Below are 14,066 nucleotides of genomic sequence, written 5' to 3' on the forward strand. Positions count from 1 at the left end.
CGATGGCGACGGCACGAAGTACATCGTGCTGCTCGATGCCGGGTACCCGGTGGCGACGTGCAGGTTCTTTGAGACTGCTCCCGGGCATGTGACGCTCGGGCGGGTGGTCGTTCTGCCGGAATACCGCGGGCGCAAGCTGGGCGCGATGGCGGTTTGCGAGGCGGAAAAGTGGGTTGCAGAGTGTGGTTATTCCGTAATTGATATCGAAGGCCGCGTCGAGGCGGTACAATTCTACGAAAAGCTCGGTTATGCGCGTGTTGACGACTGTGTCGTCCGGAGCGGCGTGTTCGACTGCATCCGCATGCGGAAACCCCTTTCGGCAAAGTAGTTTTTTTCTAAATTTACCCTTGTAAAATTCAAACAAGGATAAAAACATGCGCGATCAGTTCGAAAGCCCGCTTATCAAGCGTTACGCCAGCAAGGAAATGAGTTTCATCTTCAGCCCGCAGTACAAGTTCCAGACTTGGCGCAAGCTGTGGATTTACCTCGCCGAATCCGAAATGGAACTCGGCCTCCCGATTACGCAGGAGCAGGTGGACGAACTGAAGGCCCACGAGAAGGACATCAACTTCGAAGTCGCCGAAGAAGAAGAAAAGCGCCGCCGCCACGACGTGATGAGCCACGTCTACGCCTACGGCGTCCAGTGCCCGAAGGCCAAGGGCATCATCCACCTCGGTGCGACGTCTGCATTCGTGGGCGACAACACCGACCTTATCCAAATGCAGCAGGCCATGATCCTCGTCCGCAAGCGCCTTTGCCGCGTGATGGACAAGCTTTCCAAGTTTGCGATGGAATACAAGGACATGGCCCAGCTCGGCGCCACGCACTTCCAGGCCGCCCAGCTCACCACCGTGGGTAAGCGCGCTTGCCTCTGGCTCCAGGACATGCTCATCGACCTCGAAGAACTGAACTTCCTCATCGAAGTGCTTCCGTTCCGCGGTGTGAAGGGCACGACCGGTACGCAGGCTAGCTTCATGGACCTGTTCAACGGCGACGAAGAAAAGATTATGGAACTCGACCGCCGCGTGACCGCCAAGGCCGGCTTCAAGCGCGTGCTCACCATCACCGGTCAGACCTACACCCGCAAGTGGGACAACCGCGTGAACCAGGTGCTCAGCTCCATCGCCCAGAGCCTCCACAAGTTTGCTACCGACATGCGCCTCATGCAGGGCGTGAAGGAAGTGGAAGAACCGTTCGAAAAGACGCAGATTGGCTCCAGCGCCATGGCTTACAAGCGTAACCCGATGCGCAGCGAACGTATCTGCTCCCTGGCCCGTTTCGTGATGGCTCAGGTGAACAGCACCGCCTTCACTCAGGCGACGCAGTGGTTTGAACGTACCCTCGATGACAGTGCCAACAAGCGCCTCGCCATTCCGGAAGCGTTCCTCGCTATGGATGCCATGCTCATCATCGCCGAGAACGTGACGAACGGCCTTGTCGTTTATCCGAAGGTGATTGAAAAGCGCATCATGGCCGAACTCCCGTTCATGGCTACCGAAAACATCATTATGGAAGGCGTGAAGAACGGCGGCGACCGTCAGGAACTCCACGAAGAAATCCGCGTGATGTCCATGGAAGCCGGCAAGGTCGTCAAGGAACAGGGCAAGGACAACGACTTGCTCGAACGCGTTCTCAAGAACGAGAAGTTCCAGAAGCTCGGCATCACCGAAGAAAAGCTCAAGGAAATTCTCGACCTGCGCAAGTTCGTGGGCCGCGCTCCGGGACAGGTCGTGAAGTTCGTGACCGAAGAAGTTCGCCCGGCTATCGACGCTGTGGCCGACTGGCAGAATATTGACGCTGGTGAGTTGAAGGTATAAGCCAAATCGCTTGCTTGTATATTTAGCTCTACAAAATTTTCGCCCAGCTAGTTCATGGCTGGGCTTTTTTTTTGTTCAAAAAAACAATTGTTAATTTTCTTTTTCTTATTTTTTTTGGACGTCCGTGATGAATTGGGGAAATATGTCTTATTTTGTTATAACATTCAGATAACGTTGTCTGATTTTTTATAGGAGAAAAAATGAAAAAAATGCTTATCGCCGTATTTGCGGTGGCTGCTTATTGTCTTGCGGCAAACCCAGCCCCGTATACAGGACTGTTGAAAAATCTTAATATTGCCACGTTTGGTATAAAAAAATATCAAAAACTCTATGGAAATGATGAACATGATCTTCCAGATAATGTGAATTATGCAACGCAATTTAGAAATTCGCTGGAAAATCATGTTTCTAAGAAGTATCCTGGAACGACATTTGAAGGCTCCTACTCAAATTCTAAATCAAAAGAGGTCACGATATCTTTTTTTTTAGAAGAAATACAAAACAACCATAATATCGTTATGTTTTCTGGGCACGGAAGTTCCGAATATGATGGAAGTACTGTTGTAAGGCATAATAAAGCGGTAATGTTTAATGGTAGAGTCTATGTTGAGGATATGATCTTTTCTGAGGCGACATATTATGTTTTTATGGATGCGTGCAATTTTCTAAGCTTCTATACGGATGATTATGATCGAAAAAAATATGGTTTTTACTACAGGTATAGCGGTAATCGTGGGCTTGTAATAGATGAAAACACCGAATTTTCCCTCGATGACGCCGATGGCTGGGAGGACTCCCAGGATGCTAAGCCACAGAATTTGGCGTATGGTAGATTCAAAAATGCCTTTAAAAATGGCCTTCATGCGATGTTCGGCTTTTCTTCGTCGACTCCTATGTTATTGAAGGAAGGAACGCTCAAAGCGGATCCTGCTCTTTATGAAGCTTTTGCCCAAAAATGGGTCGATGAGGGCCTTCGAATTTGGCCGGCCTACAAATATGCTGTATGGAAGCATATATACAAGGAACGTTCCCGTGGTATTGAACCGGCTGTAATCTTTAGAAAGGGGACGGCGATTGGAAACGATGGAAAAAGTCATTCGTTTAAGGGCTACTGCGAGTACTACAAATCCATTTACCAGGGTTCTATGAAGTCTGAATCATTAGCGTTGGGCAGAAAAAAGGCTGTCTATGGTTTCCCGTCATATTAATGAGGTCTTGCTATGAATAAAATTATCACATCTGCTATCTTGGCCTGTTCTTTTGCTATGTCTGCAATGGCCGCTCCCGCAATTAACTTTTCCGACAACTCCAAGATATTCCTGAAGGAAAGGAGGGCTGTCGACGGTTATCGTACGAGGGATCTAGCCCAGAAGGGCTTGATGAAGAAGGGCTCGGAGAAGGATGCTTCCCGTGCTCCCGTTGTTTCTGTTTCTTCCGACGCTACGGATTTCAGCGCGATGGAAAAATCGCTCGTGCAGAAAAAGTACCATGTGTTCGACAAGACTGAAGACATCCTTGCTGCGGTTAATTATGAGACCGGAGCGAAGGTGGACGTGAATCTTGTTGAAAATAATCCGCAGGCTGCTGCTGCGGCTTTGATGTCGTCCCTGTTCCCCGGAGATGTCGCCAAACAGTTCGACTTCTTGGTGATGGATACCGAATTGGATGAGTTCGATGACGGTACCTCCGAGATCGCGGAGTATATCTTCAATTTCGTCCGCGTGTTGAATAACCGAGTTGTCCGCGGGGCCGACAAGATGAGCATCTACGTTTCCGTGGATGGCGTGGCGGAAATGGTCGTTGTGCGCATGTCTAATTTGGAGGTTACAAACGAATATGTTCCGACCTCCGAAGACTACATGGAAAATATGACTGCGCTGAACCAACTGATTTCTGAGAAATTTAGCGTGGCGTACTCTAATGTGGAACAGAAGACTGTCGCGATAAAGAATATTGATATCAACGGTGTCGCGGAAGCGTATTGCCAAGAAGAAAAGGATTCGACTGTCTACCAGCCGTGCCTTTCTTACTCGGCCGTGGTTGTCGTGGAAAATGGGGACCGCATTCCGTATATTTTTGACGCCCCGTACTTCAGTTCCTCGGTTGTTTTGGCTGATGGCAACAAATCTGTTGGCGATGATGCCGACGAAAAAGACAATGGCGTGAAGATTGTTGAAGTCCGCCGTGACATGGTCGCATTTGAACTGAAGAAGGGCGGCGATGCTGTTGTTGTCTTCTTTAACGCGAACGGAACCCGTGCAATGCGTGTGCGCGTAGAAAACGCGAGAGCCGGCTACAATGTTGTACGCGTTGACGCAACCAAGATTCCCCGTGGCCGTTACACGGTTACTGTGGAAGTGGACAAGAAGCGCGGCAGCAAGAGTGTCTGGCTGAAGTAGAATAGACATTGTCTTGTAGAAATGAAGGGGTCGGCTTCCGGGTCGGCTCTTTTTTTGCATATGAAACGCATCGTTTTATATGTCGTTCTTGGCGTTTTTTTTGTCGTTTTATCGCACTGTTTTTTGGTAAAATACACGTTTTGCCGTGCTTGCGCGCGATTTATAATGTATATTGTTATGGAAAGGAGAAAACATGGATATAAAAAAATGCAAGATTGAAAAGAACCGCGAGTGGTCTCAATCCACGCAAAAGAATTTGGCCTCGATGCTCGGTATTACGGCTGCGCTCTCGCTTTCGGGTGCAACATTGACGGCTTGTGGCGATGTGGTGGCTGGCGGGGATATTGAAACCATCGAATCGTCGTCGTCCGAACAGATAACCGATGGTACGGGGCTAATTGATGAGGGTTGGCAGGATGTTTCATCGTCGAGTGAAAAAACGCCGAATTCGTCCAGCCTGGAGCCTACTAGCGGGATTTCGTCGAGCAGCATGGCGCCTCGGCCTATGTCCAGTAGCGAAATTTTGCAGCCGGGGATTCCACTACAGGAATCTTCCAGCAGCTACAAAATCGACACGCTTGAGGTGACTGCGGGCGAGGTCTATATTGAACCCGAATCGGGCTCGAATATCGATACCGGGCATCTGGAATCCAGTTCCTCGGTGGCGGAACCGTCGAGTTCTTCTGAACCGGAACCGCTGCCCGGCGACCCGATTGAAACTATACCAGTTGAAGTTGGACCGATTTTAGCGGGGGTTATCGAGAATACGCCGGTACGCATGGATGAACCTGAGCAGTAATTTTCACCAATGAATCTGGTTCTTTCTTTAACGGAACGGTGTAACCTTCGTTGCACCTATTGCTATTACAAGGTGAGTCACGAGGCGCGCAGTCTCGTGATGTCGAACGATGTTATGGAGGCGGCCATCCGGCTGGCCTTCGAACGTACGCTTTCGCTGAACCAGCGCTTTTTGAACATCACGTTCTTCGGTGGCGAGCCTCTGCTTTGCATGGACGCCATCCATAGGGGAGTGGAATTTGCGAAAAGTTTGGTACATGAGCGTTTTGGCGAAGACGTCTTGCTCGGGCCTCCGACTACGAATACTACGTCGCCCAAGTTCCGCCTGCGTTTTGCGGTCAACACGAATGCGACCCTGCTGGACGATGAGATCATCGATTACCTGAGACGCGAAAAGTTCCGCATATACCTTTCGCTTGATGGTCCGGAGGCGCACCACAACATCTGCCGCAAGCAGGTGGGCGGTGCGGGTTCCTTCAATTTGATTGCGCCGCATATTCCGGTTCTTCGCGAACTGGATACGGTCGTCCTGTCCGTCGTGACCCGCGAGAATATGCATTCGCTTTCGGAGGCTGTCCGCTGGATTCAGGCGCAGGGGTTCAGGAACATGACTGCCGCTGTGGATTTTGATGGAAAGTGGACGGGGGAGGAATTCGACGTTCTCGCTGCGGAATACGAGAAACTGGCCGCGTTCTGGATTGAACTAAAGCGGAATAAGGTGCCGTTTTACCTGGGGACCATCCAGGACAAGCTGAAATTCCGCCTGACGGGGCAGCGCCACCGCACGTCGAGCTGTCAGGTGGCCGAGGGCATTGTCGCCTGTGCCGCGAACGGGAACCTTTTCCCCTGCACGCGCTTTATCACGAGCAAGCCTGACGCTCCCTATATCTTGGGAAACGTATTCGACGATCCGGCTGCGATTTGGAGCGGGCCTGTCGCCCGCGATATCCTGGACTTCTTCAACCGGGACAAGGAAGATTGCGAGGGATGTGCCATCCGCTTCCGCTGTCATGCGCACGAATGCGCCTGCACGTCGTTCTACTCCACCGGCAGTATCCACGGGGTGTCACCCGAGGTCTGCACGCACGAACGCATGCTCGCCGCGATTTGTGACGACGCGATAGTTTAAAATGGAGAGTCGTGGGGGCGGTTGCCCGTGAGCAACAAACGACCGGTATTAACCGGTCGCCGTTAATCTGTGAACAAAAAGCGACCGGTATCAACCGGTCGTGTTTGCGAGAGCGAGTGCATTCCGGAGTAATTTAATGCCGGAATGTAGCGCGAGCGGTCGCATCAGGAGCAGCGGAGCGTCTGTCCGATTCGGAGGATCGACGTGCGCTTGATGCCGTTCAGGCGGCAGAGTTTCTCGATGGTGGTTCCGTACTTGATGGCGATTTTCCCGAGGGTGTCGCCCGGACGGATCTTGTGGTAACGGTGCTTCGAGAGTTCTTTCTGGATAGCGTTGTGGCTCTCGACCGCGCTCGCGATGGAGAAATGATCCGTATTTTCGAGGAGCGTGCCTTCTTCGATGTTGAAAACGGTAGCCGGGTCGATGTTCACTTCGCCGTAGCGGATTTCGAAATGCAGGTGCGGCCCGCTCGAACGGCCGGTGTTTCCGCCCCATCCGACGAGCTGTCCGCCTTCGACGGTGTCGCCCACGTTGACGAGGCGCTTTTTGAGATGGCCGTAAAGGGTGCGGGTGCCGTTTTCGTGTTCAATCATTACATAGTGGCCGTAGCCGCGGCGATTGTACTTGGAGACGACAACTTTACCGGGGTAGGCGGCGACGATGGAATCGCCAATAGTAATATGCATGTCGACACCCCTGTGCAGGCGGTGCTTGCGGATGCCGTAGGGCGAATTCATGCGGGTCCCGTGGATGGTCGGGAAATGCGCTCCGCTGAAATCCAGGAATTGGACGGCGTCCGCTTCGAGGTTCGATTCTTGGAGGGAGTCCAGCTCTTCGGAGTCTTCGGGCTCTGCGCTGGCGACATTTTCTTCAGAGCCGGCTTCTTCGGCATTTTCGGTATTGGCTGCGCTTACGTCGTCGGACTTGTTTTCGGCAATAGCATCCGAGACCGTATTCACGGTGGAGGCGGCGTTCAGCGTGGAATCAGCGATAGCGCCTTTCTGGAGTGCCTCGTTTTCGGCAGTCGATGCCATAGCCAGCACATCGTTCGCTGTAGAAATAGCGGGCAGCATGGCTATACTGAGTAAGAATGCTTTCACGAATTTCATGTCGGGTTCAATAGTAGAAAAAACATATGATTTCTGCAAGATTGCCTATCTTCAAAGGATTGACAGAATGTCTAAAATGCCGTTTTTCGCTCAAAAACGGGGTTTATTGTGGGCGTGTACGTGATATGGGATACGCTTTTTTTCTAGATTTACGTAAAACGTTTTGTGGTAATTGCCCCGATGATTCTCAAAAAATTTGCTTTTTTCGCCATTGTAGTGTCTTTTGCGTCCGTTTTTTCCGGATGCCATGAGGAAGAAAAAATAGCGGAACTCCGGAAGGAAATTTCGGTTCTCGAAATGCGGACCGACTCTCTCGAGACCGCGGTCCAGACTATGGGGGGCGTCAAGCCGCTTTCTATTATCGTTGATACGGTCCGCGCTGGCGAGGGGCCGTTCCATTTGTTCCAGCGCCTCGATTCGCTGAGGTGGATTGGTGTCGAAAACAAGGATAAGAGCTACGCCAATGATTTGGGCAAGGTATATTCCGCCATGCAGGATAGCGTGGAATTCAAGCTTCGCGTGGGCGAGAAATTTTATATAGCGGTCGATGCGGACGGACATGTGCAGCGCTTCCGCTATGCGCCTAATGTTATCACATCGCATGTAGTTGTTAATACGGATGCTGGTTATGCCTACAAACTTATCGAAAAGCCGGTCGTAAAGAAGCAGTCTGTATACGAGGGGGCCCTCGAAGAGGGGAGTACCCTGAACGGCATCCTCTTGAAGGTGGGCATTCCGCGCCGCATGGTCGGTATCGTGAGCGGGGTCCTTCAGTGCAAGGTGGCTTTCCCGCTGGCGCGCAAGGGCGATCGCTTCCGCATTCTGCTCGAGGATTCGTATTACAACGATACCTGGGTTGCGGGTAAGGTCGTATATGCGGAGTTCGACGGGCGTATCGTTGGGCATCACGAGGCCTTCCGTTACGAGGATGCCGACCCGAAGAGTTCCTATAACGCCCACTATACGGAATCCGGCGACGCACTGGTCTTTGACGGGTTGCGCTACCCGCTCGAACACCTTCGCATAACGAGTTCCTTCGGTTCGCGTGTGCACCCGATTACGGGCCGCGTGACGGTTCATTATGGCGTGGATTACGGTGCCCCGACGGGGACTGTCGTGCATGCGGTCGCGGAAGGTGTCGTGACGGTTTCGGGTTACGATGACCTGAGCGGCAACAAGATTGCCATCAAGCACAGGGACAACACGACCAGCTGGTACATGCACCTTTCGGCGCGCGGTGTGGGTGTGGGGGCGAAGGTCTCCGCGGGCCAGGCCATCGGGCGCGTCGGTTCTACGGGCCGCAGTACGGGTCCGCACCTGCATTACGGGTTCAAGAATGCGCAGGGCTCATGGATAAACCCGCTTTCGAAGACGATGATTGCTACTCCGAAGCTTTCGGGTGAACGCCTTGCACGCCTCAAGGCGCAGGTGATGGACATCCGCGGGCAGATAGACCTCACTCTCGCCGCTCCTGCGGTGAAGGTAAACGATACGACCGATGTTATGGTACGCACCCGCGTGCTGCAGTGATTTTGAATTATGCGTGACGACGACGAATATGGCGAAATAAGGACATCGAGGCGGGCCCACCGGTCGCGCCGTATCGATGCCTTGCGTGAATGGCATTCGGGCGTCGTGGATGAACTCCCGACCAAGGAACGCTTCAGTCGCGAGTTCAAGAAGGCGAAAATCAAGCAGCTGAAGAATCCGGTCGCCAATATCGGTGAAGAAAATTGCGTGGAGGGACTCGTCGTCGAAGTCCATCGCCGTACCTGCGAGGTGCGCCTGCCGTCTGCAGAATCGTCACTTCGCGGCCCTGTAGGGGCAGGTGAGTCTACGGTTACCGCCATGTACCGTGCGACTACGTCCAAGCAACTGGGCGAGTTCCCGGCGGTGGGCGACAAGGTCCTGCTCGGGCTCGTGAACGATGGCGAAGATGATGGCACGGGCGTGGGTTCCCAGAAGTATTGCGTGGTGCGTGTCCAGCCCCGCAAGAGCGAACTCAAGCGACCGGGCCCGCGTGATAGTTTTTACAAGCAACAGACGCTTGCCGCGAACATCGACCAGGTGGTGATTGTCGCGAGCGTGACCCAGCCTGAATTCAACTACGGCTTCATGGACCGCTTTTTGCTGGCGGCGAACCTGAACAGCCTGCCGTTCATTCTGGTGCTCACCAAGATGGACCTCCTGGAACATGGCGAAGACGACCTTTCCGCGGACATTCGTGATTTCATGAGCATTGCCGACAAGGTGATTCCCGTGAGCGTGAAATCGGGGAAGGGCCTCGACGAACTTCGCGCCGAACTGCAGGGCAAGTCTTCTGTTTTCAGCGGCATGAGCGGGGTGGGCAAGTCGACCCTCGTGAACGCTCTCGTACCTTCGGCTTCGCTTGCGACGGGCGAGGTGCGCGAGAAGGACGGCAAGGGCCGCCATACTACCATCTCGTCGAGCCTTTTCGACCTGCCGGAAGGCGGTATCGTTATTGATACTCCCGGGATCAGGAGCATTGGCCTCATGGACATGGAACCCGAGACCCTCGCGAAAATATTCCCGGGATTCTTCGATAGCGACCTCTTTACCTGCAAGTTCAGTAACTGCCTGCATGTCAAGGAGACCGGATGTGCCGTTTTGAAGGCCCTTGACGAGGGAACGCTTTCCAGGGCGCGGTATCGGAGCTACTTGAGAATCCTGAATTCTAGAGATTGATTATATTGTTAGTGTATGGATATTGTTGCTAAGATTACAATGGTTGCCTCGGTCATCTTTATGGGCTTTAACGCGTCGCAGTTCGTGGCGAGTTATGCGACTCTTTGCGAAAAAGCGCATGTGGTCCGCAATCTCGCCCGCGAGAGCGATTTCGAGGAAATCGACCTGCGCCGTACGAACATTGTGCCTTCGCTTTTGCTTTCTGTCGCTTATGTCGTTCTGGTGTTTTTTTCCGGCCTCGTTCCCTGGATTGCCGCAGTCATTGCGTTCAAGCTTGCGTTTTCGCTAATCTTTTCGGATAGGGAACTGTGCATGGTCATTCGCGGTGAGGAATTCAAGAGGACCTATTTCTGGCTGGACAAGGTTGATTCTTTTTTGAATATTTCTATAGGCCTCCTTGTGGCTCTTTTCCTGGTGCTGTAATATGAAGAAATTTATCGTATTCGCCTTGTGCGTCTTTGCCCTGTGCTGCGGTTCGGCGTTTGCGCAAACGAAGGGTTCGTCCGAAAAGTCTTCTGCAGCAAGCACGGATGCCGGCTCTTCGTCGACCGGGATTCGTACTCCGTTATTCCTGGGCGGCGTACTCGGGTTCGGCTCCGGAACGGGAGTCGGTACGGAACGCGGTCTCGGACTCCAGCAGATCGAGCCTGTGGCCGGAATTTGGTTCCCCCGTGTGGCGTTCTTCCGCGCTGGGTACGGATTCTATAACTTTACCGGCGAGAACATGGATGGCGAAAAGACAGAAATCAAGCACCAGAACCTGGATGTGGAGCTCGGCGCCCATGTGTTCGGCGATATTTACGTAGTCGGCAATTTCTCGCGCATGAAGGAACTTTCCGACGAAGGCGACGTCGCCTGGAACGAATGGGGTGTGGGAATCGGAAGTGTCGTCAATATTTTCTCGAAGACGATGTTCTTTGCCGAAATCGGCTATAGGAATGTTTACGACCATTTCGACCCGTTCCTGAACAAGAACGTATCGGGAAGCCGCCTGCAGATGAATCTGGGCTTTGCCGTCTACGTTTACTAGGAATGGAAACTTCGATGAAAAATGTTGCTGTTATGGGCGGGGCGTTTGACCCGATTCATGAAGATCATGTGACTGTTGCGCGCTTGTGCCTTGAACGCGGTATTTGTGATGAGGTCTGGTTCATGCCGAGCCCCGACCGCTGGGACAAGACGCTGAACGCATCGCCCGAGGATAGGTTCGCGATGCTTGAACTCGTGACGTCGGACGAACCGCGGTTCATCCTTTCGGATCTGGAAATCCAGCAGGGGGATTTCCGTGGTTCCTATGTGTTCTTGATGGGCTTGAAGGAAAAGTTCCCCGACGTGAACTTCAGGCTCCTCGTGGGTGCGGACAGCTACGGGAACATCCCGCACTGGCGCGACCCTCTGCATTTTTACGGTACCGAATATAACGGTCACCTGCTGTTGCGCGACATCGAGCTCATCGTGTTTGCACGTAACGGGTATCCGAAACCCGACGAGACGGCTCACCTCCTGAAAGGGTATGCGCCGCTCCACTGGCTCGGTGCCGAAGAAGGTTTTGTCGGGAAATACTCCAGCACGCAGATCCGCAAGGATCTTTGGCGCAATAGGGGCGAAAAGCCCGCCGGGCTGGACCCGAAGGTGTACCGCTACATCATCGAGAACGACCTGTACAGGGAATAAAAGGGGGTTCGGTAATGGATTTTGTAGATAAATTAAGGGCGAAACCTGTGGTGCAGAAGGCCGAGAAGTTCTTCCCGGCGGTCGCGTTCCTTGCGGGTTTCAGCTGGGATTCCATAACGCTCGGGCAGAAGATTGACCAGTCCGACTTGGCGTTCCTGCTTGCGTATTACGTGGGGGCGCTTATCCTGGTGGTGCTGCTTTCTGCGCACCTGGAACATCCGGAAGGCTGGACGAAGGAACGCCTGCAAGCGGCCAAAACGGCTACTCCGCGTAAACCGCCCGTGCAGCCCGCTGCTCCGCAGAAGCCCCCGGTACAGCCCGCGACGGTGAAACCGGCCGCCAAGGCTCCGCAGCCCTCAACGTTCGCCGCATCTGCAAAATTCTCTGCGGTTGCGGGAAAGATGGCGAACATGGCGAAGCCGGCGACTACCGTTGTCGCGTCGAAAATCAAGAACGTGGCCGACGCTTCCACTGCCGAAGCCCAGAAGTTTGCGAACAAGATCGGTTACGAATCTACTTCCGTCCCGAAGAACGCTATTGTCGTGCATCACCGCTTCCTCGACCGCGAATGGAGCGATGTCTGGAAATCCCGCTTCACGTGGATGATGCAGTTCTGCTTCGGCAGCATGTACAGCGCCCTCGTTGTCTGCTATTTCAAGAGCAGCGGCTCGCTTGCCTCCCTTATCCTTGTGCTTATGCTTGCGGTTCTCCTTGTGGGTAACGAATTCCTGCAAAAGAAGTACGAAAGTTTCGGCGTGAGCTTGGCCTTCTTCTGCTTGCTCGGGACGATGTTCATGAACTTCACCATCCCGCATCTGGTTCACAGGATCGGGTTTATCTGGTTCTTCTTGAGTACGCTCGCCTCCTTCGGGGTCTGCGTGGGCATCCAGAGGCTTTCGCACCACAAGAAGCGCGTTTTGATTGCACCTGCCATCATAAGCACGGCGCTTGTCGTCGCCTACGTGATGAACTGGGTTCCGCCTGTGCCGCTCGTGTTGAAGCAGCAGATGGTTTGCCAGAATTTCGACAGGACGAATTATTCGTGTGATGTCGACGTTCCTACGTTCTTGCAGACCATTGGGGTGAAGCTCCCGTCGGTTCACCGTATCGATGGAGCCGAAGTCTATTTCCTTTCGTCGGTCTATGCGCCTGCCGATTTGAAGGCCGAGCTGGAATACCGCTGGTACCTCAAGGACGAGAAGACGGGCAATTACAAACTTATCGACAAGGTCTCTTCGGGCCGCATGGTCATGCGGGGCGGTCGCGAGGCCGGCTATCGCAGCTATACCAAAAAGAAGAATCCTCCTGCAGGCCGTTACCGCGTGGAGACCGCCTACAAGAACGGAGCCGTTATCGGTTCGCAGAAGTTTGAAATCTTCGACGACGGTCCGGCAGAAAAGGGCTTTGCCCGCGATTCCCTCCAGTAACGCATGAAGGCTCCCCGCGACATGTACTTCGAAAGCGAGGTGCGCCCCGAACAGAACGGGCGCCCTTTGCTGGATTCGCTTGTTGAACGCTTTACCTATCACAGCCGCGAAGAATGGGTTGACCGCTTCACGCGGGGGCTCGTGACGCTGAACGGTGCGGTTGCGGGCCTCGACACGATAGCGCACAAGGGTGACAAGGTCGTATACCACGTGGAAAACTACGAGGAGCCCGAGGTCCCGACGGATTTCGATACCGTATTCGAGGACGACGAATTTATCCTGGTCGCTAAGCCGGCGGGCATCCCCGTGCACCATACGGGGCGCATTTTCTACAATACGTTCGCTTCCGTTGTCCGGCGGGCGACCGATTGCGAGACGGCGACTCCCATGCACCGCCTCGACCGCGATACGGGCGGACTCATGCTGTTTGCCAAGTATGCGGAGACGGCGGCCCGTTTCCAGAAGAATCTTGACCGCATTCTGCTCGGCAAGTTCTACCTGGCGGTTGTACGCGGCGAGTTCCCGCACGAAGAATACCGCTGCGATTTCCCGTTGCGCGAGGATCCGGCAAGCCCCCTGCGCGTAAAAATGTTCCGGTTCGACGACGGCAAGCCCTGTTCGACCATTTTCCGCAGGCTCAAGGTCTTCGAGCGCGATGGCCAGGTCTATTCCGCACTGGAATGCGAACTCTTGACAGGGCGCAAGCACCAGATTCGGGCGCATCTTGCCGAACTCGGGTTCCCGATCGTGGCTGACCGCCTTTACGCCCATGATGGGGTCTATTACGATAAATTAGCCCGTGAGGGCCTTTCCGAGGAAGATTACCGGTTTTTGGGCGGTCACTACCACATGCTCTATGCGTACAAGGTGAAGCTGTTCCTCCCGTATTGGGATTCTCCCCGCGTATTTACAAGCGACAATTTCCCGTCAGAAATGAAGTCGCTGCTCGCTGATTTTGCTATCTTATAGCTCGAAAAGTCGAACCTGTATGGTTCAAGGAGTAAAAC

General features: G+C 53.5%; 14 protein-coding genes. 13 read left to right on the plus strand and 1 reads right to left on the minus strand.

Going from position 1 to position 14,066, the window contains the following annotated elements; all coding sequences use genetic code 11:
- The 6 genes from IK012_RS08910 to IK012_RS08935 all read left to right on the plus strand — a co-directional run.
- The coding region (locus IK012_RS08910; RefSeq protein ID WP_290953342.1) for a GNAT family N-acetyltransferase at window positions 1-328 on the plus strand (328 nt) is incomplete at its 5' end.
- Window positions 329-374: 46 nt separating this feature from the next.
- On the plus strand, window positions 375-1,817 hold the full coding sequence (gene purB / locus IK012_RS08915) for an adenylosuccinate lyase (protein WP_290953345.1): 1,443 nt from the start codon (window positions 375-377) through the stop codon (window positions 1,815-1,817).
- A gap of 200 nt (window positions 1,818-2,017) precedes the next feature.
- Window positions 2,018-3,025, plus strand: a complete 1,008-nt coding sequence (locus IK012_RS08920; protein WP_290953349.1) for a hypothetical protein — start codon at window positions 2,018-2,020, stop codon at window positions 3,023-3,025.
- A gap of 12 nt (window positions 3,026-3,037) precedes the next feature.
- A complete protein-coding gene (locus IK012_RS08925; RefSeq protein ID WP_290953352.1) occupies window positions 3,038-4,216 on the plus strand; it encodes a hypothetical protein in 1,179 nt (392 codons plus the stop codon).
- A gap of 193 nt (window positions 4,217-4,409) precedes the next feature.
- The gene (locus IK012_RS08930) at window positions 4,410-5,015 is read left to right on the plus strand and encodes a hypothetical protein (RefSeq protein ID WP_290953360.1); all 606 of its coding nucleotides are present in this window, start codon (window positions 4,410-4,412) and stop codon (window positions 5,013-5,015) included.
- Between the two features lie 9 nt (window positions 5,016-5,024).
- The gene (locus IK012_RS08935; protein WP_290953361.1) at window positions 5,025-6,143 is read left to right on the plus strand and encodes a radical SAM protein; all 1,119 of its coding nucleotides are present in this window, start codon (window positions 5,025-5,027) and stop codon (window positions 6,141-6,143) included.
- 164 nt (window positions 6,144-6,307) lie between these two features.
- Here the strand turns inward: IK012_RS08935 and IK012_RS08940 are convergent, their stop codons facing one another.
- On the minus strand, window positions 6,308-7,252 hold the full coding sequence (locus IK012_RS08940; RefSeq protein ID WP_290953363.1) for a M23 family metallopeptidase: 945 nt from the start codon (window positions 7,250-7,252) through the stop codon (window positions 6,308-6,310).
- A 297-nt stretch (window positions 7,253-7,549) separates the two neighbouring features.
- Here IK012_RS08940 and IK012_RS08945 point away from each other — a divergent pair, with 297 nt between their 5' ends.
- The 7 genes from IK012_RS08945 to IK012_RS08975 are packed head-to-tail and all read left to right on the plus strand — an operon-like array spanning window position 7,550 to window position 14,028.
- Window positions 7,550-8,782 carry a peptidoglycan DD-metalloendopeptidase family protein gene (locus IK012_RS08945; RefSeq protein WP_290953365.1) on the plus strand — a complete coding sequence of 411 codons (1,233 nt, stop codon included), beginning with the start codon at window positions 7,550-7,552 and terminating at the stop codon, window positions 8,780-8,782.
- A gap of 9 nt (window positions 8,783-8,791) precedes the next feature.
- Window positions 8,792-9,958, plus strand: coding sequence for a ribosome small subunit-dependent GTPase A (rsgA, locus tag IK012_RS08950; RefSeq protein ID WP_290953367.1), 1,167 nt, complete (start codon window positions 8,792-8,794; stop codon window positions 9,956-9,958).
- A 15-nt stretch (window positions 9,959-9,973) separates the two neighbouring features.
- Entirely contained in the window at window positions 9,974-10,381 is a 408-nt protein-coding gene (locus IK012_RS08955) for a hypothetical protein (RefSeq protein ID WP_290953369.1), read from the plus strand.
- A gap of 1 nt (window position 10,382) precedes the next feature.
- Window positions 10,383-10,988, plus strand: coding sequence for a hypothetical protein (locus IK012_RS08960; RefSeq protein ID WP_290953371.1), 606 nt, complete (start codon window positions 10,383-10,385; stop codon window positions 10,986-10,988).
- Between the two features lie 14 nt (window positions 10,989-11,002).
- Window positions 11,003-11,632 carry a nicotinate-nicotinamide nucleotide adenylyltransferase gene (locus IK012_RS08965; RefSeq protein WP_290953372.1) on the plus strand — a complete coding sequence of 210 codons (630 nt, stop codon included), beginning with the start codon at window positions 11,003-11,005 and terminating at the stop codon, window positions 11,630-11,632.
- A 14-nt stretch (window positions 11,633-11,646) separates the two neighbouring features.
- Window positions 11,647-13,059: a DUF2914 domain-containing protein gene (locus IK012_RS08970; protein WP_290953374.1), complete on the plus strand. Its 1,413-nt coding sequence runs from the start codon at window positions 11,647-11,649 to the stop codon at window positions 13,057-13,059.
- 3 nt (window positions 13,060-13,062) lie between these two features.
- A complete protein-coding gene (locus tag IK012_RS08975) occupies window positions 13,063-14,028 on the plus strand; it encodes a pseudouridine synthase (RefSeq protein ID WP_290953377.1) in 966 nt (321 codons plus the stop codon).
- Window positions 14,029-14,066: the final 38 nt, after the last annotated feature.

Source organism: Fibrobacter sp., assembly GCF_017551775.1.
Lineage (GTDB): Bacteria > Fibrobacterota > Fibrobacteria > Fibrobacterales > Fibrobacteraceae > Fibrobacter.